This window comes from Geobacillus sp. CX412 (assembly GCF_027942335.1).
Classification (GTDB): domain Bacteria; phylum Bacillota; class Bacilli; order Bacillales; family Anoxybacillaceae; genus Parageobacillus_B; species Parageobacillus_B toebii.
This window is the reverse complement of record NZ_CP103461.1, coordinates 3097217-3120966: the sequence shown is the minus strand read 5'-3', so window position 1 is coordinate 3120966 and position 23750 is coordinate 3097217. Positions and strand designations below refer to the sequence as shown.

The following is a 23750-nucleotide window of genomic DNA, read 5'->3' as shown; positions in this document are numbered from 1 at the left end:
AAATAGTGGAATCGCACATTAAAAAAGTAGGATGATGAAACAATGAAACGAGCGAGGATTATTTACAATCCAACGTCAGGTCGAGAAATATTTAAAAAACATTTGCCAGATGTGTTAGTAAAATTAGAAAAAGCAGGTTATGAAACATCTTGCCATGCGACGGAAGGAGCGGGAGACGCGACTGAAGCGGCCCGCAAAGCGGTTGAGCGCGAATTTGACCTAGTGGTAGCTGCCGGCGGGGACGGAACAATCAACGAAGTCGTCAACGGGATTGCCGATCAAGATTATCGTCCAAAGCTTGGTATTATTCCGGTCGGGACGACGAACGATTTCGCCCGCGCCATCGGCGTGCCGCGTTCGATTGAAGGGGCATGCGACATTATCGCCAATGGAGAAGCCGTTCCGATCGATATCGGCTCCGTAACAAATGAAGGAAAAACCCGCTATTTTATTAATATTGCGGGCGGCGGCCGTTTAACCGAACTAACTTATGAGGTGCCAAGCAAATTAAAAACAATGCTCGGTCAGCTTGCCTACTATTTAAAAGGAATTGAGATGCTGCCATCGATCAAAGCGACAGAGGCTCGCATTGAATATGACGGCAAAATGTTTGAAGGCGAAATTATGCTCTTTTTAGTATCGCTCACCAACTCTGTCGGCGGCTTTGAAAAGCTGGCGCCGGACTCGTCTTTGAATGACGGCATGTTTGATTTAATTATTTTAAAGAAAACGAATTTGGCGGAATTTATCCGATTAGTGACGCTCGCGGCGCGCGGCGAACATATTAATGACCCGAATCTGATTTACACGAAGGCAAACCGCATTAAAGTAACTTCGCCAAACAATATGCAGCTAAATTTAGACGGCGAGTACGGCGGAATGCTGCCAGGGGAGTTCGTTAATTTGTACCGGCATTTAGAAGTATTCGTCTCAAAAGAAAAAGCAGAACAAATGAGGACAGGGTACTAACCTGTCTTCTTTTTGTGTTGCACAGAATTGTGTGCTACAATCGTGACAGCACTGTGTGGACGACGGATGCTGATTACACTTAAGACTTCTGATGGATAAGAAGTTTGTCACAGATCCTTGGATAAAAAGCTCAAAAGACGGAATATCAAGTTATATTTTTTATAGCAGAGTTAGTTCCTCAAAGGGTGAAGAACAATGGCAAACATCGAAGCACCAGTAATGAAAAACGAATATTATGATGTGGCATTTGAAGATTTGACGCATGACGGGTTAGGAGTGGCGAAAATCGACGGTTTTCCCGTTTTTGTCAAGAACGGCCTGCCGGGCGAGAAGGCGAAAATCAAAGTCATCAAAGTGAAAAAAGGATATGGCTACGGACGCCTTATCGAGCTGCATGAGCAAAGCCCGGACCGCGTCGCGCCTCTGTGTCCGATTTACAAGCAATGCGGCGGCTGCCAGCTGCAGCACTTAAGCTACGAAGGGCAGCTTCGGGCAAAACAGAAACATGTCAAAGAAGTGATGGCGCGCATCGGGAAATTGGAAAATGTCATCGTTCATCCTGTCATCGGCATGAAAGACCCGTGGCGCTATCGCAATAAGGCACAAGTTCCTGTCGGCGAGCGCGAAGGAGGGCTGGTAGCTGGCTTTTACCAAGAGCGCAGTCATGAAATTATCGATATGGACGCATGTTTGATCCAGCAAGAGATGAATGATGTCGTCGTGCAGACAGTGAAAAAGATTTGTGAAAAATATAAGGTGCCTGCCTATAATGAGGTGACGCATAAAGGCGTTCTCCGCCATATTATGGCGCGTTACGGGGCAGTGACAAAAGAAGTGATGGTCGTCCTTATTACCCGCACGGAAGAGTTGCCGCACAAAAAGAAAATTGTGCAAGAAATTATTGACTCCGTGCCAAATGTAAAGTCGATTATTCAAAACATTAACCCGAAAAAGACGAATGTCATTATGGGTGACGATACGAAAGTATTGTGGGGTGCCGAATACATTTACGATTACATCGGTGACATTAAATTCGCGATCTCGGCTCGTTCTTTCTATCAAGTCAATCCCGAACAGACGAAAGTGCTGTATGAAAAAGCGTTGGAATACGCGCAATTAACGGGAGAAGAAACAGTCATTGACGCCTACTGCGGCATCGGCACGATTTCGTTGTTTTTAGCAAAAAAAGCGAAAAAAGTGTACGGTGTCGAAGTCGTACCGGAAGCGATTGAAGACGCAAAGCGCAACGCTGAATTAAACGGCATCACCAACGTTGAATTTGCCGTCGGCGAGGCGGAAGCAGTCATTCCGAAATGGTACGAACAAGGCATCCGCGCGGACTGTATCGTTGTCGACCCGCCTCGCAAAGGCTGCGATGAAACACTTTTGCAAACGATCATTGCCATGAAGCCGAAGTGCGTCGTATATGTTTCCTGCAACCCGGCAACATTGGCAAGGGATTTGCGAATCCTCGAAGACGGCGGGTATAAAACGTTAGAAGTGCAGCCGGTTGATATGTTTCCGCATACCGCGCATGTGGAGTGTGTCGCTAAACTAACCTTGAAATTGTAGAGCATAAATAAACTCTTGTAAAATAAAAAAACACCTGCCAAAATCGAAATAAAGTTTTGATAAATGGCTGGAAAAAGGCTTGAGGAAAAAGGGAAAATCCTTATCCCTCAAGCCTTTGCCTTTAACCTTTTATCTTTGGTCCGAAATGGTTGCATTATTATTAAGTGCACTTAATTCAGCAAGATCATCATATGGAGGACCAAATGTTGTACCTGCAAGCAAAACAATATCAAATTCATTCGGTGGGGTTCCCCATGAGTTTCCTAAGAATGTTGTAAATGCACGGTCTACTAAAAATCCTCCTTTTGTATTGTAAACCACATTATTGTTAATAGGGCCTGTCACATTCGGATTAATATACATTCCTGTCCTTAAAGAATGGAAAGTATTATTCATCACCGAAATAGCAAGGCCTCCTTGAGATACAATGGCTCTGTTAACAACCCAGCTGCTCATAGGCAATGCTTGAGGTGGCCCGTAAATGGTATTATTGATGATTGTCGTATTATTCCCGCCAATTTGGATAAATTCTTTTGCATAAGGAATATCGCTTGTCATCGTTAACCCATCGATTGTCGTATTCGCGGCAGTAATTAGCATTGCAATAATGTTTGCTTGTAAGAATAGAAGGGTACCTGGTTCTCCTTTTAAAGTAATTCCAGCCTTATTGACGACAATTTGTGATGTAATTGGATACGTTCCACTTAGAATATGAACAGTTCCACCTGGATTCACCGCAGCAATTCCTTGAGGAATGGTTCCAAAAGGATTTGCTCTACTGCCATTTCCACCAACGGCACCAGCTTGAACATAAATATTATCCAAATCAACGACCTGATTTACGGCTTGATCAAGAGCGGCTTGGACACTAGCAACAGAAGGGTAACCTAAAGCAGGTCGATCATCGAGCAATTGCTGGGCAACATCGTTTTTAGCTGTTTCTGATAATGTGTTATATTCTGTAAGATCCAATCCAAGCAAAGGATTTTCGATGGCAGCTCTCATTTCCGGAACAGTGGTTGCGGCATTGACAGCAGCTAAACCGACAACTTGATTTACGGCTTGATCAAGAGCGGCTTGGACACTAGCAACGGAAGGGTAACCTGAAGCAGGCCGATTATCGAGCAATTGCTGGGCAACATCATTTTTAGCTGCTTCTGATAACGCGTTATATTCTGTAAGATCCAATCCAAGCAGAGGATTTTCGATGGCGGCTCTCATCTCCGGAACAGTGGTTGCGGCATTGACAGCAGCTAATGCAATGTCTGCTGGTGTAGGTCCATGCACTTGCACGATTTGCGTATTGGTACAACCACATATCACCCTCACCTGCTGCACATTTTTTCTTTTTTTATGTTCTAGCAATGTGTTTCGCCTACTTTCAACTTTTATTAAGCTATTTCAGTATATGAGTAGAATCATAAAATGCTGTAGACTAAGGTTTTATATTATCAAAATTAAGCGATTTAACCATTTTTCCCGAATCATCTCCTTCCTCTACACGAAGGAAGGAGGGATATGATTCGGAAATTTTTTGATCCATAAAAACAAACGTATGTTTTATGACCAAACTATCCAATCAGGAAAGGAAAGAACGGAATCTATTGAGAAGACTTCCAACGCAGGCATCGAGTGGAAGAAGGCCGTCTTCTTCTTAGCAGCAGCTTCTTCGATGGAAATGGTAACCGCCTCTTTCATGGAATGAAGGTGGGGAGGTTCGTACGGTTTTACGAAGTCTCAATAAAAATAGGCACTTCAATCAGTAACAACCACCCAACAGAGCACATAGCTTGTTGAAGAGAGTACTCGAAGTAGTCGGTGGAATTATCTGCTTCACAGATATCTTTCTGATTGCTTTCGTTCTACTCTCCACTCTTGGTTGCGTCGACGGAAACAACAAATTTATAACAATAAGGAGATGGTGTGAAATGTATAATTTCCAAAATGAACTTCAAATGTTAGGTATGGATGATTTCGTAGCGGACGAGGTGATGGTTTGGGATCCTCAAACCCAGACCTATGTTGTCGATGATGCTCGTCAATTCGGTGGACATTGTGGTGGACGTTGCGGAGGACAGTGTTTTGGACGTTGTGGAGGACAGTGTTTTGGACGTTGTGGAGGACAGTGCTTTGGACGCTGTTTTAACTGCTTTAGATGCTTCAATTGCTTTAGATGCCACAATTGCTTTGGCCATTGTTTTGGAGGAATTTAAGAAGGAACCGCCCCTGCATAATCCTCTGCAGGGGCCCTTTCTATGAAATGAACATAAAGGACAAATACAAATACATAAAATGATACTACGCATTTAGGAACAACTACGGATAAGGAGGGAGCAGGATGTCAAAACTGAACGATTCCGCGCGTCTGAAGGTGAAAAGAGACACGTTTTTTCTCCCTGATCCAAATGGCGGCGTGTATTTTAGGAATAACTCCAGCTCATTTCGTATGAAAGGCAAAACAATCTATCAGTGGATTGAAAAACTAATGCCAATGTTCAATGGAGAGCACACATTGGGAGAATTGACAAAAGGATTATCGGCCCCATATCGGAACAGGGTGTATGAAATCGCAGAAATTCTGTACCGAAACGGCTTTGTTCGGGATGTGAACCAAGATCGTCCGCATCAATTGGACAGCAAGATTCTCAAAAAGTATGCTTCACAAATTGAATTTATAGAAAATTTCGTTGATTCCGGTGCGTTCCGTTTTCAAGTATATCGCCAATCTAAAGTATTGGCAGTCGGCTCTGGACCTTTTTTGGTCTCATTAGTTTCGGCGTTGATCGAATCTGGATTGCCTAAGTTCCATGTTCTGATTACAGACTCGATGCCTACTAATCGACAGCGGTTGAAGGAACTGGCGGAGAATGCCCGCAAAATGGACTCCGAAGTAGCAATAGAGGAAATATCTCTACACAGGGAGCAGGGGAGAGTTCTTGGCGAGAAGTGGTACAGCCATTTGAGTGGATTTTATATGTCTCTCAGGAAGGCAATGTAGAGGAACTACGGGCCCTTCATGCCGTTTGCAGGGAGGAGAAGAAGGGGTTTCTCCCTGCCATATCTTTGCAGCAAGTGGGTTTAGCTGGTCCATTAGTGCATCCGGACTCTGAGGGATGCTGGGAGTCCGTATGGCGTCGCATACATCGATCCGCGCTTCGCGAAGACCGGCTGGTGCAAGCTTTTTCTGCAACAGCGGGAGCAATGTTGGCGAATGTGATTGTATTTGAATTATTTAAAAAAGTTACAGGAGTGACGAAATCAGAACAGAGAAATCAATTTTTCCTTCTTGACTTAGAAACATTGGAAGGTGACTGGCATTCGTTCATACCACATCCGCTGGCAACGACGGAACGTGTGACGGCTGAATTGATTCAAGATCTTGATTCGAGGCTTAAACAAAATTCGAGCCGCGATGATTCGAGCAGATTGTTTCATTATTTCAGTCAATTGACATCCACAGAATCGGGAATTTTCCATATATGGGAGGAAAGGAACTTGAATCAGCTCCCGTTGTCCCAGTGCTGCGTTCAAGCGGTTAACCCATTATCGGAGGGACCGGCTGAGCTATTGCCAGAAGTTGTTTGTGCAGGTCTAACACATGAGGAGGCACGGCGGGAAGCAGGGCTAGCTGGGATTGAATCGTATGTATCGGGAATGATAGATTTACTCGTTAACACCGAAAAAGAGGTTGGTGTGGTCACACCACAGGAATTTATCGGTGTCGGAGCCGGGGAAACGATGGCGGAAGGCGTTTGCAGGGGATTGCAAAAGTGCTTGGATGAGGAGCTGAGCAAACGGCAGGTTAACCGAAGAGAACCTATTTTTCAGGTACGATTGGGTGCGGTGGAGGATGAACACTGCAGATTTTATTTGCAGTCACTGGCGACGATGCATGGGTCACCGACGATCGGCTTGGGAGAAAAGGTGTCAGGCTTTCCTGTAGTATGGGTCGGCACGGGCGGCCGTTGGTATGGCAGCGCAGGTTTGAATATCACAATGGCGTTGCGGAAAGCGCTAGAGCAGGCGATTATGGATGCACAAAATCAAGCGACTTCTTTCCAAATACAAGCGATGGAGGAATCATCCATTTTTCTAAATGAAGAGAAGCCACTAAGAATGGAGATCCCCGCTTGTGAAGAGACGACGCAATCAGAGCTCTTGCAGTCCGCCATGCAGGTTTTGGAACAAAACCGTATGCGGCTCTTCGTCTTTGATTTAGCGATAGAACCTTTTTTGAAAGAGGAACTGGCAGGGGTGTTTGGCGTGCTGTTGAGAAAGGAGGATTTCTGATGGGTTCTCGCGTATTGATGGTTGGAGAAGGAGTGTTGGCGGATTTTGTGTATGAAAAATTGTCCGTCCAATATCAGGTAGTTCGGCAAATCGATTTCGAGGAAGGAATTCCGGAAGAAACAGGTTTGGCTCTGGTGTTGCACGATGCTTGGCATCCCTCCGTTCACCACAAGGCGGAAGAGGTATTACGATCGTCAGGCATTCCATGGCTCCGGGGCTTTGTTTCATTTGGGGAGGGCGTGATCGGTCCGCTAGTTCGCCCTAATACCCCAGGATGTTCTCAGTGTGCTGACATGCGGCGCCTTATAGCGGGATACGACCGCAAGGAAATGTGGGAGCTGCAACAGGTGATGGCGGTGCAAGGAGGAATACAGCATGATGCATGGGCATCACGAATAGGACTTTTGCAGATGGCTCACCTGATTGTCGCGGAGACGCAGAGGGTGTTGGAAGGCAGTCATACCCGTTTAGAAGAAAGGTTGTTCCTAATCAACCTGAAAACATTAAAGAACTCATGTCACTTCTTTCTGCCCGACCCGTTATGTACGGTATGCAGCCAATTACCTGACGATTCGCCGGCAGCAGCCTGCATATCGCTGCAACCAAGTCCGAAGATCAGCGCTGACAGTTACCGCTGCCGTCCGATCGAGGAGTTAAAAGAAGTTCTGGTTAAAGACTATCTAGATTATCGAACTGGATTATTGAATGGTAAAATGCATAATTTCGCGTTGCCGTTTGCGGATGTTGTTGTAAATATGCCGATGTTTATAGGGGACGAGGGAGTAGCAGGCCGGACTCATTCCTATGAGGTTAGCGAGTTAACCGCCATTTTGGAGGGGTTAGAGAGATATTGTGGCATCGAACCTCGTGGCAAACGGACAGTGATTCATGACAGCTACCGAAATTTGAAAGATCAAGCACTCAACCCAGTAAGGGCAGGAGTACACGCGAAGGAACAATATGCGCGGCCTGATTTTCCGTTCAAACCGTTTGATCCTGACCGTCCAATGAATTGGGTATGGGGCTATTCGTTTTTACAAGAGCGTCCGATTTTGGTTCCAGAGTTGCTCGCATATTACAGTTTGGGAGGTGGGGATGGCTTTGTCTATGAAACTTCCAACGGATGTGCATTAGGCGGGAGTTTAGAAGAAGCGATTTTCCATGCCATTTTGGAGGTGGTGGAGCGCGATTCATTCTTGATGGCTTGGTATGCGCAGCTACCTCTTCCGCGTCTTGACCTTCGTTCGGCTAACGATAAAGAATTACAGTTGATGGTCGATCGTGTACGTGCGGTGGCGGGATATGATCTGTATTTTTTCAACTCGACGATGGAGCACGGAATTCCAAGCGTCTGGGCAGTGGCGAAAAACAGAAAACAAAAGGGATTGAATCTCATCTGTGCCGCTGGAGCTCATCCGGACCCTATACGGGCGGTGAAAAGCTCGATTCACGAGTTAGCGGGCATGATGCTTGTGCTTGACGAGAAATTTGAGGCAAACCGAAAGAAATATGAAAAAATGTTGCATGATCCGCTATTAGTACGGCAGATGGAAGACCATGGCATGCTGTACGGTTTGCCGGAAGCAGAGGAGCGCCTGCAATTTTTGTTGGATGATCATCGTCCGTTGCGAACGTTTGAAGAGGAATTCAAGCAGCAAACGAAGAATGCAGACTTGACGGATGACCTGCGGGTTATTCTTCAGAAGTTCCGACGATTGAATCTTGAGGTAATTGTCGTGGACCAGACAACACCTGTCATCAAACGGAATGGATTATATTGTGTGAAAGTACTGATTCCGGGAATGTTACCGATGACATTTGGGCATCATCTTACCCGCGTGACAGGCCTGGAGAGGGTGCTCCGGGTACCAATGGAACTCGGGTATACGACAAAACCGCTCACGCTTGAACAGCTTAATCCACATCCCCATCCGTTCCCATAGGAGGTAGTAGGATGGAGCTAGAGACATTTTTACACCATCTTCATTTTGACATCGATAAGATTATGCCGCCAAATTGGGAGGTAGATTGGGAAGATGCGCCGCTTGCGTATAAGCTGTACCGTAACTTGCCAGTGATTCCGCTTTCTCCAGAAGTGCCGTTAACACTCGAGGGAAGGAAAGCGGATGGCAAGCTCGATCTAGAAGAAATAGGTCATTTTCTCTGGTACGTTTTCGGCCTTACTCAATTTTCTCAGCTAGCCTTTTCCGTGGATCCCACAGAACAAACAGTAAACCTAATGCATTTGTACCGGCGGTTTGTTCCCTCGGGAGGGGCGTTGTATCCAAATGAATTATACGTGTATTTGAAAATAAGGGATATTCCAGATGGAGTGTACCATTACGATGTGGCACACCATCGCTTGGTGTTGTTGCGGGAAGGCAATTTCGATTCCTATCTAACTAGGGCGCTGGGCAATCGCTGTGACGTATCGGCTTGTTTCGGTGTTGTTTTTGTATCGACAATGTTTTGGAAGAATTTCTTTAAATACAATAATTTTGCTTACCGTCTGCAAGGGCTGGATGCTGGCGTGCTAATCGGACAGCTGTTGGAAGCGGCGAAACGGTTCGGCTTCGCATCGGCAGTGTATTTCCAATTTCTTGACAGGGCCGTCAACCATCTACTTGGACTGTCCGAACAGGAGGAGAGTGTGTATGCGGTTATTCCATTATCTTCGGAGTCTTCCATCACTTGGTTTGATAACGATAATAACTTAAAAGAAAGTGCCTCTGCCACTGAATTGTGCAGAGAATTGCCAGAAGTTCAGCATCATTACTATATTCGATCACGGAGGATTATTGACTATCCGATGCTGAGAAAAATGAATGAGGCATCGATGTTGGAATCGCCGCGATCATTTCGGCAGATTAAGGGAGATAAGAGAGATGCCTGTGGGATGCAAGCAGTAGTTCTGCCTTGTGTGAAGCGGTTATCGTATGATCTGGCGTCAGTCTGCCAGAAGCGGCATTCACCAGATATGGATTTTGTTTTGGGAAAGGTAAGCCAAGAACAATTGGCAGCTTTGCTAAAAGAGGCGACGCTTTCTTTCTCGTATCGAAATGATTTGGATGGAGAACACGAGAAGCCGCCGTCCCGTGTCTCCCTGTATGGCTGTTTTTATAACGTTGAAGGCGTTCCAGATGGAGCTTACTACTATGACAGTGCTGCTCATGCGCTAGGTCGGATACGTTCCGGAGATTATCGACACTACCTGCAATACGGAATGTCAATGGACAATGTAAATCTATTCCAAGTACCGCTCTGTCTACATGTGATAGGAGACAGGGATCACCTCCAAATGGCATTAGGGTACAGAGGATATCGCATTCAACAGATGGAGGCGGGGATGCTCGTGCAACGACTGCTCTTGGTGGCGTCTGCCATGGGGATGGGTGGGCACCCGCTTCTCGGATTTGATGTAAACTTATGCGATAAACTTTACAAGATCGATTCGCAAGGGAAAACAAGCTTAATCCAAATCCCGATCGGACCCTATCGTCCCCGCGCCTGGTTAAAAGGGAGTTTGCGCAGCTAGAAGAGACAAGAGTAACGCTTTGGTTTTGTTATAAGCAGACATATGTTAATTAACAGATATTTATGAGTTTTTGGATTAGGGAGAGAAACAAAAGAGTAATTGGGTTGCCTTGAATTAAAAAAGGACAGATCTATACGATCCGTCCTGTAAAACTTTTCAGCCGATTCTAGATTAGTAACGACCAAAAAAACAACTGCACCCAACAATAATTAAAAGGATAAACAGCACCACAATTAAAGCAAAGTTTGATCGAAAGCCACCTGACATTTAGTACACCTCCTGCTTTACATAGGATAGTACATCCTATGCAAAACATAGCGAGTCTGTATAAGACAAACATTTAATTTGGAGGAATTAATACAGATAATGAAAAAAACGCAATTCGATGTTTTGGCAAATATGCTCAAGAAACAAAAATGAATCCGGCTTGACTTCTGAAACAAAAAAGGGATTAATCCATCATGGACTAATCCCTGAAGTGATTTTTTAGCTGTCTTTATTCTGGTTTGACCAGAATTTTCACTTGGTTTTTTTCTTTGATGAGCGTTTCAAATCCTTCTGTTACAATATCATCTAGCTTAATTCGTTTCGTAACGAGCTTTTCAGCTTGGAAGTAGCCTCGTTTCATCAATTCCATTACAGCAGGGAAAATATCGCGGTATGCAATAACTCCCTTTACATTTCTTTCTTTTAATACGATATTATTCGGCTGAAGGTTTGCTTCTTTTTCCCATATACTAACGATAATCGTTTCTCCTTCGAATGTAGTGCTGTCAATAGCTTGTTGTAAAACAGCCGGTACTCCTGTTACTTCAAACGCAACATCGACACCGCCATCGGTCAATTCGCGGAGCTTTTGAACCGGATCTTCTTCTTTTGGATTGATGACAGATGTGGCGCCAAGTTCTTTCGCTTTTTGCAGACGTTCTTTGGAAACTTCTACTGCATAAATTTCTGACGCGCCAGCTGCTTTTAATGCTTCAATAACAAGAAGGCCTATAGGACCTGTTCCAAAGACAGCGGCTTTGTCACCAGGTTTGATTTTGCTTGATCGAACAGCGTGCAAAGCTACGGCCGCTGGTTCCACCAGTGCTCCTTGTTCAAAAGAAAGGCCCTCAGGCATTTTGTGAACCATATATTCATCAACCACGGTATATTCAGAGAATCCGCCGCCACCTCCGGATAGACCGTGGAATCCTAAATGTTCGCAAAGATTGTATTTTCCTTTTTTGCAAGCTGGGCATTTTCCACAGCGAAGAATAGGTTCAACAACGACAGGATCTCCTACCTTGACTTTCGTAACTCCTTCCCCGACTTCAACGACTCGTCCAGAAAATTCGTGACCCATGATAATAGGAGCCACATCTTTACTGACGGGATGAGGATCTTTCACAGGAACAAAAATTGGGCCAGCCGCGTATTCGTGTAAATCGCTTCCGCAGATTCCTGCCCATTCGACTTTAATTTTTACTTTTCCTTTTCCTGCTTTAGGTTCTTCCACTTCTTCTACTCGAATGTCTCTAGCGTTATGCCATCTTGCTGCTTTCATAGATATCCCCTCTCCATTCTATATTCATTATTATTATATCATTAAAATTTATATTATTTTTTCTAATAGAAAAAAGTTCGAAAATATTTCAAAAAACAAGAGATGATCTTTGTCTTTGTTTGAGTGTGATTTGTCCTTTTCAAATCATCATGCTCCTGTCACTACCCGATTTTTGTTTTTGCATAATCTAATTGTTTGCTAAAATAAACTAGAAAATACCATGAAAAAGGGGCGGGTTGTGATGAAGAAAACAGTTCGTGTGGTTGGTGCGGTCATTTATAATGAACAAAATGAGATTTTGTGCGCGCTACGCTCTCCGGAAATGTCACTTCCGAATCTATGGGAGTTTCCAGGTGGAAAGATCGAAGAAGGAGAAAATCCTGAAGAGACATTAGTAAGAGAAATTCGTGAAGAATTAGGATGCACGATTGAAGTGTATGAAAAAATTGAAGAAGTACATCATGAATATCCGAATGTGATTGTTAATTTGCTTACATATAAAGCAAAAATCATTGAAGGAGAGCCAAACGCAAAAGAGCATGCGGAATTAAAATGGGTGCCGCTTCAAGAATTGCACTCTCTTGAATGGGCACCGGCTGATATTCCAACCGTAGAAGCGTTATTAAAAGGGGGCTGTCCCTCATCACCTTAATGTTTTAACACAGTGGGGGGAAGCCCCCATGTTGTTAACGAATCAGGTCAATGTATAAGTCTTCTGGTACGGGGTGGTGCAGCCGCCATTTAATGTTCATTGGCTTATCGCCATAACTGGATACATAGTCTACCTCACCAAGATACATAAATGGCAAGGTCATCCCGTGCATTTGATCAAACTTGCGCACAAACAAATGAATATGAATGCCTCTTTCTTTGTGATAAATATAATTTTGCCCGACAGAAGACTCGTGGGACGTTTGATTTTGACTTTGCCAATGAAAATGCTGCTGATCGATAAAGTAATCCTTATATTGCAAATGCTCTTCTACTTTTTCTGATTTGTTCAAGTTTACGAACAAGAAATAATGGTTGCCTACTCGGCTTACTCCTTCTCTCCAAGAGCCTTCTTTTACTCCTGCTTCAAATAAGAAGATTAGGTCATTTCTCGTGTAATTTTGATAAAGAACAAGCTTTTCGCCTTCTGCGAGAAATCTTTCTGGATGATACGTTCGTCTAAATTCAATAATTCCATAATCAATTCGATCCTTTAAGTATTGATAAAACTCTGGATCTTCTGTTACCGCAAGAATATCATCATTCAATACAAATTTGTCATCAACGACTTTGCCAAACGACCATTTTTGTTTTTTATATGGGGTTGCTAGTCGGGCCATTGACTGCCTAATAAGCGTTTGATGTTTTTCTAAGTCAATTTTTGTTGCAAATCTCTTTTCTAACTGTTTGACGACATCTGCATACGAAACATTTTTTTGTAAAAAGGCTAATTCTAAAATAATGAAATCGTAAGGCCACTTTATTGGAAACTGGTTTTCGAGCCGTTCTACTATTTCACTCATTAACTGGTGGCCCAAAATTTTTCTATCTAATTCATTTACATCATTCATTTTTTCTTTTGTTTTTACCCATGATTGATATTTGTAAATGAAAAACATCAGGCTTGGCGATTGTTCATGATATAAGAAATCCAGGATTTCTGGAGCTCGTCCAAGTTCATTTTTAAATTGCTGATACAGAGACTTCAGCATGTCCGTTGAATTCATTTTGATCGAATCAATGCGGTCTAAAATTTCTTTTTGCGTAATTGGGTCTAAATCAACGTAAGAACCAGCAGGCAAATCAGCAAATTCATGTGTCACTGCAACCCGGAGTGAATCTTTGTCAAAGGCTTTATGATTTAGTTGCCCTGATAAAGCGAGCGGCACGACGAATGATTTTTGGTAGTTACCAATGAAATCTAGTATCGTGACAAATTCTTTCCCCTCTACTTTCCGCAATCCTCTTCCAAGCTGCTGGATAAAAACAGTAGAAGATTCCGTTGGTCTAAGAAAAAGAATTAGATTTAACTTTGGAATATCGATTCCCTCGTTAAAAATATTGACAGTAAAAATCAACTCTAAAGGATGGTTTTCATCTTCTAGCTGTTTAATGACTTTTTCTCGATAATCGATGCTGTGCTCACCGGTCAAGTAGGTTGTATGATACCCACGTTTGTTAAATTCCTCACTCATATATTTCGCGTGTTCAATGTTTGTGCAAAATCCTAGCCCGATCATCCGGTCACCGTGGTAGCCGTAGGTCTTAATCATTTCGATAATAAAATCTGTCCGTTCATTTGTTTTTAATGCTTTTACAAGAGCATCTTCATCAAAGAAGCCGTTTTTAAGAGGGATTTTACTGTAGTCAACGGTATGGTCTGATACACCGAAATAGTGAAACGGTGCTAGTAAATTGGCCTCTAGTGCTTCTCTCAAGCGAATTTCGTAGACAATGTTATGGTCACAAAGCGCTAAAACATCTCGTCCATCCATTCGTTCCGGCGTAGCGGTCAAGCCTAGTAAAAACTTCGGTTGAAAATAGTCGATCACTTTTCGATACGTCGGTGCTTCGGCATGATGAAATTCATCGATAATTATATAGTCAAATTCGTCTCGCTTAAATCGTTTTAAAATCTCGTCTTTATGCAGGGATTGGACCGTGCTGAACAGATAAGGTTTATCAAATTCTTTGACCGTTCCAGTAATTTTTCCGAAAATTTCTTTCTTCGGGATCACTTGCTGAAATGTCTTAATCGCATTATCTAAAAGCTCTTCCCGATGAGCGATAAAGAGAAGTTTTTTCGGATTAAATGCTTTCACATCAAATGCGGACAAGTACGTTTTTCCCGTTCCAGTTGCCGCTATGATGACGCCTTTGTTATTGCCATTTTTTCTTGTATGTTGAAGATTTCTTAATGCTTTTTCCTGCATGGCATTTGGTTTAATGCTGTGTTTGGTTTGATAGTGTTCTTTTGTTTCGGCTGCTATCATTTCTTTTTTCCTGAAGTTTTCGAGCTTTCGTTTTGCCTCAATAAATTCACTGTAATAACGAATAAACTCGCTATCAAGCGTAACTGCTTCTTCGCTGTTCCAGATTTGATCAAATATCCATTTTGTTTGTTCATAAATAGGCAGAAAACTCGTATCAGGGAGTTTAACGTTCAACTCATGCCCATTAATTAAAGCGGAATGAGAAAGATTGGAAGAGCCGATAATGACCGTATTCAATCCTGAATTTCTATGAAACATATACGCTTTTGTATGAAATGATTCTGTTTGCGTATCGATCATCTTGACTTGAACGTTGGAAAATTGCATGAGTTTTTTGAGCGCTTTGACTTCTGTAATTCCTAAGTAGGTAGAGGTAATAATGCGAACCGGTATGTTTCGTTTTTCAAGCTCTAATAGCGGCCGGATGATGAGCTGTAATCCCGACATACGAATAAAACTGACCATAAAATCAACAGAGTCGGCCGTCAACATTTCATATTTAAGAGTTTTAAAAAAGTTTTTCATTGAGTGTTTGTCATTATGTAGCAAGTTCAATCTTGATAAAAACAAATCTTCAATAACAGGTAATTCCCTGTTGGAATAGTTATATGTAATCATCGAAAGCGGTAAAGAAAATTCTTGTTGATGATCGGATGCTAAATTGGAAATGTGTTCTGTCAGCTGGATAATCTCATCAAAACGATTTTCGTCGGCAAGGCGCTTAAATTTATCTCCAAGCTGCTTTGCTGCATGAAGAATAAGGACTTCTATATATTCTTTTGGAGAAAGACGTTGAATGATATTTGATTCGGGATATGTTTTATTTGCGAGATATAGTTCTTCAAAGAAACCTTTCTTTTCCAAGTTGCTCACCTGAAAATTTATTTTTTTTCTATTATTTTAGCAAATTAAGTTTGTTAATGTTATTATTTGTTATCTATTTTCTATTAAGATGGATGAAGGGATCTTTTCTTTCGATTTGTGCCTGTCTTAGTTTTCTGTATTGTATTGGCGAAAGGGAGGCGACGTGGATGCCGGATAAATTAGCGGGCAGTTGTTATTTTTGGAAGAATGGTTACTCTTAATCCCTGTTGTGCATCATTGGTCAAATATATAGATTTTCTTTTACTTCATAGATGATATTCGGCTCAGTGGAATAGGTGAGAAAGGTTCACGACGATAGGGTAGTTTTGATTTCCAACGACAGAACTATAAAAATTTGAAACCGCCAACCAGGCGTTTCCCTGGTTGGCGGTTTTTTTTTCGTACGCCCAACAGATGGAATTATTTAATGATGTCCAGAAAGGAGATGGTTGGGTGCGAATCAAGGTGAAAGCGGTCTCGTCTGATTGGATGAAAAGTCCCGACTCAAGCCTTCCTGCCAAGCTTCCGAAACCGTGCAAGCTTCGGCGAGGGCTAGGTCGGATGCGGCGTCGTCGGGCGTTACCAGTCCGCTCCAGTTCGGGTCTTGGATCATCCGGCAAAAGTCTAGGAAGCGGGCTTGGACCATCGCCTCATACCATCCTTGTCGATCAACTAATGATAACGTCCGCCGATACGGTAGGCGGGAAACAGAAGAAGAGGATGTACGATCGGACGACGGGAACCGCGATGCGGCCCATGTCCGTACCTGTTCGCCAGCGTTTGCCGCAGGTTGCGTAGGTATGGTGTCGAGAAGAGCGTCGATTAGTTCTGCCTGTTCTGCTGTGAGTACGCCCTCGACGTACAGACGTTGAGGAATCCAGCCTTCGAGCACAATCCGCCCTTGGGCACAGTGGACTTCCCATTGTGTCGATTCGGGAGCGTCCGCCTCCATTGTGAATCCGTGGTAGTACTGAACCGGTACGTACTCGTTCGGAGATTCGGCGCCTGCCTCTTTTGTCGGCAATTGCGCTTTCTGTACATGGCCCTGACGTGTGCAGCTGCGGTGAATCACACTCGCCCACACGCGCGACTGCTCGCCGTTTGCTTCGGTTGCGGCAAAACCGCGCGCATCCACAGGTTCGCCAAACCAGTGGCGACCGACTTCGAAGAAGTGAACCCCATGTTCGATGAAGATGCCTCCACTCAATTCGCGGTTCCAGAACCAATGCCCAGATGTGACGCGGTGTGCGGCGTTGTGGAGACTGGCGTGGTGCGCACGACCCAATAGATGGTGACGGAGCATCCATTCGACCGCTTCCACCAAGGGGTTGTAGCGCAAGACCAGATTGACGGCGAACGCTCGCCGTTGTTTCGCTGCGAGCTGGGCATTGCTTTTCAGCGCCGCTGAAGTCAGCGCCCCTGGTTTTTCCAGCAACAGATGCTTTCCTTTCGTCAACGCAAGTTCGCCGAGCGGTGCGTGGAGGTGAGGCGGTGTTGTCAGGATCACCACGTCGATGTCCGGATCGTGGATAAGTTCGGACGCTTCCCGATATTCGCGCGGGGAGCGGCATCGGATCGATGGTGGCGATAGGCGTCCAGCACGCGCTGGCGCTTTTCGTCAGTACGGCCAGCAACGGCTGTCAACTGAAATTCCGGCAACGGAGCGAGAGCGCCGGCCAAGAACTCAGCAAAAGCGCCTGCGCCGGCAATTCCTACGCGATATGGTGGGAGCGGATAAGGCATGGCATCTTTACCTCCTTCATCTCGTATGAATCCTTATTATCTTATATTATGTCAACAATTGTATTATACCGAAAAGACAGCTTTTGGCGCTCCTGTTTTGCGTCCTTCTTAGCACAGAGGGACGCAAAGTCCCAAATCCTCAGGCTTTCTCTTTAGCAGCATGGAGATCGCTGAGCAAACTCAATGTGGTCCAACCAAAAGTACGAGCGTTTTACTTGCCATCACAGGGGATATTATGTATACTAATTATTAGCAACCGGTGATATTGAGTGCTAACAATCAACCTCTCATCTTTCATTTTTTCATTCATCCATCTGTTTCGGTCTTCATAGTAATTTAGTAAACCCTATGAATTTCGAAACTAATGGAGGGATGGCAAAATGAAAGCATTGCTGCTAGCTGGAGGTTTGGGCACACGTCTACGTCCACTAACTGAAAACCTACCGAAACCAATGGCACCCATTGCAAATCGACCATGGTTGGAACACCTCATCACTCATCTGCGTGAACAAGGCGTCGATCAGTTTGTCATAGCCGCTCACCACTGCTCAGATGTGATTCGTCGTTACTTCGGCGACGGACGGCGCTGGGGAGTGAAGATTGAGTATGCTCTCGAACCGTTTCCGATGGGGACGGCAGGAGCCATCAAAAACGCGGAGCGACTACTCGATGAGCGGTTCTTGGTTTTCAACGCCGACATCGTCCACTTGCCACAGTTGATTCCTCTTCTTGAGTTTCACCGCCAGCACGGTGGAATTGCCACCATTGCACTGACAGAAGTAGATGATCCTTCTTCATACGGAGTAGTTGAACAGGATGATACCGGACGGATCTTGCGTTTTATTGAGAAACCGCGCCCTGAAGAGGCACCGTCAAATCGAATCAACGCCGGCTTGTACATCCTCGAACCGGAGGTTATGCGTTATATTCCGGCGCAACGCGAGGTCTCGATTGAACGCGAAACGTTCCCGCGTTTGATTCAGGAAAACGCTGGAGTCTACGGTATGGTAAGCAGTGGCTACTGGCGCGACATGGGAACTCCGGCACGTTATCGCCAAGTTCATTGGGATGCGCTCGACCGACGTTTTCCTCTTTCCATGCAAGGGCGTCAGGTTCAGCCAGGTGTTTGGACAGGGGAAGGCGTCGAATTAGGTTCCGGCGTCCTCTTGGTGCCACCAGTATTAATTGGAAATAATGTGAAAGTAGGCGACCAAGCGGTGATTGGTCCATACGCGGTGATTGGTGATAACTGCTACATCGGTGCTCGCGTGCATTGTTCGAACTCCATCCTTTGGGATCGTTCAGTCGTACGCGATGGTAGCCGTCTCAGCAACAGCATTTTCGGGTATCGGACCGTGGCGCCTGCCGGCGAGGAGTTCAAAAATTCCATTATCAACCAACCTCAAGAGGTGATGCAGGCATGAAGCGGATCGCATACGTCAGCACATATCCACCGCGTCGTTGCGGCATTGCCACGTTCACCGAGCATCTTCTTGAGAGCGTGAGCGCCGCCGGCAAACGACGAGATGTCGATCCGGTGATTGTGCTCTATAACGAAAGCGATGACGATTCAGTGTACCGGAACAATCCGAAGTTTTGGCCGCTGGCAGCACAGGACCGAGCGGCTTACACGCGAATGGCGGAACGGGTTAATCTTAGCGATGTCTCAGTAGTGGTCTTGCAGCACGAGTTCGGTATTTTCGGAGGCGAAGCGGGTGAATACATACTGGACTTCGTCCGAGCCCTGAAAAAGCCGCTTGTCACGACGTTTCATACCATCTTTGCTGATCCTCAACCGCCTTATCGCCGTATTCAGCAAGAAATTGCCGATGCGAGCGACGCTATCGTGGTTATGAATCGTCAGGCGATTTCGTACCTGACACGAGCGTTTAACTTGCCGGAGAGTAAAATCTTCTACATTCCGCACGGTTCACCAAAGCCGCTCAGTGAGGAACGGGATCGCCTTCGCCGCCGCTTGGGCTTCGAAGGACGCAAGGTTATGTTCACTTTTGGATTGCTCAATCGCGGCAAGGGCATCGAGTCAGTGATCTCCGCCTTGCCGGGAGTCGTTCGCGAAGTGCCGGAGACGCTATATGTCATCGCCGGACAGACACACCCTGAAGTGAAAAAACGCGAAGGAGAAGCGTACCGCGAGGAGCTTCAGGAGATGATCCGTCGCCTCGGACTGGAGGAGAACGTACGAATGATCGACCGCTATTTTAGCGAGGAGGAACTCATCGCCTATTTGACGGCGTGTGATCTTTACGTCACTCCGTATCCGGGGATGCAGCAAATTACCAGCGGCACCTTGGCCTATGCGGTTGGCGTGGGCCGTCCGGTTCTCTCGACGCCATATGAACATGCCCGCGACCTGTTGCGCGGATGCGAGGAACTGTTGCTGCCGTACGGCGACACTGAAGCCTGGGAGCGGCAGTTGCGGCGGCTGTTGGCCGATGATGCGGCTTTGCGGCAGTGGGAAGAGCGGATTCGGAAGATTGGTGAAACGACGCACTGGCCTCGTGTAGGCGAGCAACACCTGCAACTGTTTGCAAAGCTCTGCAGTGAAACGGACGGTGATGAAAAAGCCAAAGAGCGATTGGAAGGAGAGGTGAATCCCGTTGCCTCTGTCAGTCGTTAAGTTCGATCATTTAGAACGCATGACTGACGACACGGGGCTGCTTGAGCATAGCTTGGGGCGCATTCCGCGCCGACGCGAGGGATACTCAACCGATGACAATGCGCGTGCCATCTGGGTGTGCATGGAGTGGCTTGATTTATTTGGAGACGATGAGTCCAAGGAGCAAAACAGGCTATATCGGCTGTTGGATCGATACTTGGCCTTCTTGCTCTGGGCGCAGAGGGAGGACGGCTGGTTCCAGAATAACTTTCATTTTGACCGGACGCCGGAATCAGAATCACGCTCAGACGACTGCCTAGGCCGATCACTCTGGGCTGCGGCAGTGGCGTACGTAAATCTCGATGATGAGGCCCGGAGATGTGTGGCCGCCGAGATCCTGGGCCGGGCGCTTTCGGCCAGCCGCGGGTTGCGGTTTTTGCGCGGTCAGGCATGGGCTCTTGCGACTTGTTGCCTGCTATTGTCTAAGCGGAGAGACGGTTTGGATTTGCCTTCTGGTGTGACCGAGGCTGATCTCATCAATCTGGCGGACGTATTTGAGCGGAGTTTGCTCGACGCTTACCACATGAACAGAACGGATGACTGGCGTTGGTATGAGCCGCAAATCACCTACGCCAATGGGCTGTTGCCGTGGGCGTTGTTTGTGGCCTATCGGTATCGCGGCCGCGTTGAGACGCTGCAGGTAGCTAAAGAAAGCCTCGACTTCCTGCTGGATAAGATGAGCGGCCAGGGAGGCGTCATCCGTCCTATCGGCAATCGCGGTTGGTGCAGCCGCAACGGACGCGCTGACTGGGATCAGCAACCCGTTGATGTGATGAAACTGGCCTTGGCTGCCCGCGAGGCCTATCGGGTATTGGGAGACGACACGTACCGAGAAGTCGTTCGTCGCTGCCGCGATTGGTTTTATGGCGATAACGACCTCGGTGTTCCCCTCGCCGATCTGAGCGATGGGAGCTGCTGTGACGGCCTAAATTCGGATGGGCCGAATCCGAATCGAGGGGCTGAGTCGACACTTTCCTATTTATTGACGGAAGCTATGGCAAATTCCTTGCAATTGGAGGTGGCTTTCAATGAGTCTTTCGATGGAACAACGATCCGTTCTACCGAAGCACGTGTTTAAAGAGTACGATATTCGCGGACGCGCAGGAGAGGAGCTCGACGAGAATTTTGCCTATTTGTTAGGATTGGCGTTTGCGGAAATGGTACGGCAAGCCGGTGAGGAGAAAGTGGTGGTTGGCCACGACAACCGCATCTCTTCACCTGCATTACACCGTGCGCTGATTGCGGGGCTTAGCCAGGCGTCGTGTCGGGTGATTGACATCGGTCAGGTGACGACCCCGATGTTCTACTACAGCCTCGAGTACACTAATGTGCCGTGCGGCATGATCATCACCGCAAGCCACAATCCAGGCGACGAAAACGGTTTTAAGATTGCAATGAATAAGACTACCATTTATGGCGAGCGCATTCAGGAATTGCGGCGGACGATGGAGCGGATTCTCCACTCACAAGGGATCAGCCGCATCGACACGTGGAAGGAAGGATATGTGGAGACGCTTGACATCGAACCGGCCTATCTGAAAATGCTGCAAGACAAGATCCAGCTGGGATCGCGCAAGCTCAAGGTAGTGGTCGATTGCGGCAACGGGACCCCTTCGGCGATTGCGCCGAAAGCCTTGGAGGCATGGGGCTGCGAGGTCATACCTTTGTATTGCGAATCCGATCCGACATTCCCTAATCACCATCCAGATCCGGTGGTACCGGAGAATCTGAAGGATTTAATTGACGTGGTGCGACGGGAAAAGGCGGATCTCGGTGTGGCATTCGATGGCGACGGTGACCGATTGGGAGTCGTCGACGAGGCAGGAAACATCCTCTGGGGCGACCAATTGATGATTTTATTCTGGCGTGAGATTCTCCGTCGCTATCCAGGGGCCGAAGCGCCGGTTGAGGTCAAGTGTTCGCAGGCGTTGGTCGAGGAAATCGAACGGCTTGGCGGCAAACCGTTCTTCCATCGCACTGGCCATTCACATATTAAGGCGACACTGCGCAGCCGGCCAGAGATTCCGTTTGCAGGAGAAATGTCCGGACATCTGTTCTTCAATGACGAGTTCTACGGCTATGATGACGCCTTGTACGCGGCGGGGCGGTTGTTGCGTATACTCTCCAATGATGACCGCAAGCTGTCGCAGCTATTTGCCGACGTCCCACGGTATCATGCCACTCCGGAGACGCGCGTGCCTTGTCCGGAAGAGCAGAAGGCGGAAGCCATCGCCGCGGTCAAACAGCGGTTTGCAAGCAGTCATAAGGTCGTAGACGTGGACGGCGCCCGCATCCAGTTCAAAGACGGTTGGGGATTGGTGCGTCCGTCGAATACGCAGCCTATCCTTGTTCTGCGCGCCGAAGCCAAGTCGCCGGAGACATTGGCCGATATCAAACAGCAGCTGGCTGACGTACTCAGCAAGCCGCCGCTTAACTTGACTATTCCATGGTGATGTGGAGCACGATTGAAATCGGATCACCGATTATCGGCGCTGTCCCGAACAGCGTAGACTGTTCGGGACGGTGCCGTTTTCCTTTTTTGCAGTTATGTCGTGTCACTTATTGACCATAAAAAGTGAAAGACTGATTAACGATGTGGTGATGAAACAGCCGCAGGAGAAAGAGCTAGCGGAGGAAATATAGGTGGTGGACGCAGATTTTAAATCATTGCGGGCTCTACACAGTGGATCGCGGATAGGGATCATGAAAGAAAAGAAAAAGTTCACGAGGAGCGTGAACTTTTTCCTTTTTCAACACTTTGGAGAGGCATCCTTATTATGAGGATGTCTCCCTTTTGTGTCGACTAGGTCATGGGCTATTTATTAACTGATTCCAATACCTGCACTTGCAAAACCTGTAAGGGCGCCGATATTAATTAGAGTAGATCCAGATGTCCTTAAAGAAAAAACCAGTAATAGTTTATCACCCGCAGCTACTGGAAGTGACGCCGCAGCAGTATTAGCAGCAGTATTGCCAACGGAAACTATAGGGCCGAAGTTTGGTGCTAAATCTACAAAAACGCCTGTTGGAGTAAAGGAGTTGCTTAGTGCAGATGCCCTCCATAATTCTGCTCTGACTGTTCCAGCTGTAGCTAAAGTTACACCTACTGTAGCGCTAAAGAATACAGATATGGATGTGACTGTTCCGGCACGAGGAACCACAAATGCGAAGTCAGGAATGTTTATGGCGGCGGTGCCTAGATTTAGTGTTCCTGCACTAAGGTCAACAGTTGGCGCAGAACTTCCGAATCCAAGGATAGATCCAGTACTAACTACTACACCTAAAACATCAGTTGTAGACAGTGCAACAGGAGTTAGTCCAGATGCATACGGAATAATAAGCACCAGCCCCTGGAGGTCCTGGAGGTCCCGGAGGTCCCGGAGGTCCTTGCGTTGCAGGTCCATTCACTGTCACTACTTGCCCATTAATACAACCACATCTTATCTTTGGCTTATGGTGATCTTTACATTTTTCTTCCCAATCTTTTGACATATGTTTCACCTCTTTTAATTAAGATTCGATATTAATATATGAGCAGGATAATAAGTTTGATTAGACAAGTTGTAG

General features: G+C 46.2%; 15 protein-coding genes and 2 pseudogenes. 11 read left to right on the top strand and 6 right to left on the bottom strand.

Annotation, left to right across the window (positions count from 1 at the left end; genetic code table 11):
• The first annotated feature begins 42 nt into the window (after positions 1 to 42).
• Both NXM86_RS16275 and rlmD read left to right on the top strand, forming a co-directional pair.
• Positions 43 to 969 carry a diacylglycerol kinase gene (locus NXM86_RS16275; RefSeq protein ID WP_328267857.1) on the top strand — a complete coding sequence of 309 codons (927 nt, stop codon included), beginning with the start codon at positions 43 to 45 and terminating at the stop codon, positions 967 to 969.
• Positions 970 to 1164: 195 nt separating this feature from the next.
• Positions 1165 to 2541 (top strand): 23S rRNA (uracil(1939)-C(5))-methyltransferase RlmD, encoded by a 1377-nt coding sequence (gene rlmD / locus NXM86_RS16270; RefSeq protein ID WP_498958307.1) that lies wholly within the window; start codon positions 1165 to 1167, stop codon positions 2539 to 2541.
• A gap of 129 nt (positions 2542 to 2670) precedes the next feature.
• On the opposite strand, the gene NXM86_RS16265 is transcribed toward rlmD, so the two are convergent.
• A complete protein-coding gene (locus tag NXM86_RS16265) occupies positions 2671 to 3906 on the bottom strand; it encodes a hypothetical protein (RefSeq protein WP_171699408.1) in 1236 nt (411 codons plus the stop codon).
• Between the two features lie 563 nt (positions 3907 to 4469).
• Here NXM86_RS16265 and NXM86_RS16260 point away from each other — a divergent pair.
• The 4 genes and pseudogenes from NXM86_RS16260 (at position 4470) to NXM86_RS16245 (ending at position 10366) form a co-directional block, all read left to right on the top strand.
• The gene (locus NXM86_RS16260; RefSeq protein WP_081189853.1) at positions 4470 to 4754 is read left to right on the top strand and encodes a heterocycloanthracin/sonorensin family bacteriocin; all 285 of its coding nucleotides are present in this window, start codon (positions 4470 to 4472) and stop codon (positions 4752 to 4754) included.
• A 125-nt stretch (positions 4755 to 4879) separates the two neighbouring features.
• Positions 4880 to 6831: pseudogene (locus NXM86_RS16255) on the top strand (putative thiazole-containing bacteriocin maturation protein).
• Complete coding sequence (locus NXM86_RS16250) at positions 6831 to 8774, top strand: TOMM precursor leader peptide-binding protein (protein WP_081189855.1); 1944 nt, start codon at positions 6831 to 6833, stop codon at positions 8772 to 8774. The pseudogene NXM86_RS16255 and the gene NXM86_RS16250 overlap by 1 nt, the downstream one beginning before the upstream one ends.
• An 11-nt stretch (positions 8775 to 8785) precedes the next feature.
• Complete coding sequence (locus NXM86_RS16245) at positions 8786 to 10366, top strand: SagB family peptide dehydrogenase (protein WP_498958304.1); 1581 nt, start codon at positions 8786 to 8788, stop codon at positions 10364 to 10366.
• A 171-nt stretch (positions 10367 to 10537) separates the two neighbouring features.
• Here the strand turns inward: NXM86_RS16245 and NXM86_RS16240 are convergent, their stop codons facing one another.
• Together NXM86_RS16240 and NXM86_RS16235 are read right to left on the bottom strand one after the other, a co-directional pair.
• A complete protein-coding gene (locus NXM86_RS16240; RefSeq protein ID WP_073967986.1) occupies positions 10538 to 10633 on the bottom strand; it encodes a YjcZ family sporulation protein in 96 nt (31 codons plus the stop codon).
• 229 nt (positions 10634 to 10862) lie between these two features.
• Positions 10863 to 11915 (bottom strand): 2,3-butanediol dehydrogenase, encoded by a 1053-nt coding sequence (locus tag NXM86_RS16235; protein WP_171699404.1) that lies wholly within the window; start codon positions 11913 to 11915, stop codon positions 10863 to 10865.
• A gap of 241 nt (positions 11916 to 12156) precedes the next feature.
• Between NXM86_RS16235 and mutT the strand changes: the two genes are divergently transcribed.
• Entirely contained in the window at positions 12157 to 12567 is a 411-nt protein-coding gene (gene mutT, locus NXM86_RS16230) for an 8-oxo-dGTP diphosphatase MutT (protein WP_012749096.1), read from the top strand.
• A 34-nt stretch (positions 12568 to 12601) separates the two neighbouring features.
• Here the strand turns inward: mutT and NXM86_RS16225 are convergent, their stop codons facing one another.
• Positions 12602 to 15763 (bottom strand): DUF3427 domain-containing protein, encoded by a 3162-nt coding sequence (locus tag NXM86_RS16225; protein ID WP_498958303.1) that lies wholly within the window; start codon positions 15761 to 15763, stop codon positions 12602 to 12604.
• A gap of 460 nt (positions 15764 to 16223) precedes the next feature.
• Positions 16224 to 17506, bottom strand: a pseudogene (locus NXM86_RS16220) (Gfo/Idh/MocA family protein).
• A gap of 380 nt (positions 17507 to 17886) precedes the next feature.
• Here NXM86_RS16220 and NXM86_RS16215 point away from each other — a divergent pair.
• Genes NXM86_RS16215 through NXM86_RS16200 form a run of 4 tightly spaced genes read left to right on the top strand, consistent with a single transcriptional unit; the run spans position 17887 to position 22636 of the window.
• Entirely contained in the window at positions 17887 to 18930 is a 1044-nt protein-coding gene (locus NXM86_RS16215; protein WP_062679318.1) for a nucleotidyltransferase family protein, read from the top strand.
• The gene (locus NXM86_RS16210; protein ID WP_081188398.1) at positions 18927 to 20144 is read left to right on the top strand and encodes a glycosyltransferase family 4 protein; all 1218 of its coding nucleotides are present in this window, start codon (positions 18927 to 18929) and stop codon (positions 20142 to 20144) included. The genes NXM86_RS16215 and NXM86_RS16210 overlap by 4 nt, the downstream gene beginning before the upstream one ends.
• A complete protein-coding gene (locus NXM86_RS16205; RefSeq protein WP_089096820.1) occupies positions 20125 to 21261 on the top strand; it encodes a glycosyl transferase in 1137 nt (378 codons plus the stop codon). The genes NXM86_RS16210 and NXM86_RS16205 overlap by 20 nt, the downstream gene beginning before the upstream one ends.
• Entirely contained in the window at positions 21212 to 22636 is a 1425-nt protein-coding gene (locus NXM86_RS16200; protein WP_081188396.1) for a phosphomannomutase/phosphoglucomutase, read from the top strand. Before NXM86_RS16205 ends, NXM86_RS16200 begins: the two co-directional genes overlap by 50 nt.
• A 369-nt stretch (positions 22637 to 23005) precedes the next feature.
• Here NXM86_RS16200 and NXM86_RS16195 read toward each other — a convergent pair whose 3' ends face one another.
• Positions 23006 to 23527: an exosporium glycoprotein BclB-related protein gene (locus NXM86_RS16195; protein ID WP_498958302.1), complete on the bottom strand. Its 522-nt coding sequence runs from the start codon at positions 23525 to 23527 to the stop codon at positions 23006 to 23008.
• Between the last annotated feature and the right edge of the window lie 223 nt (positions 23528 to 23750).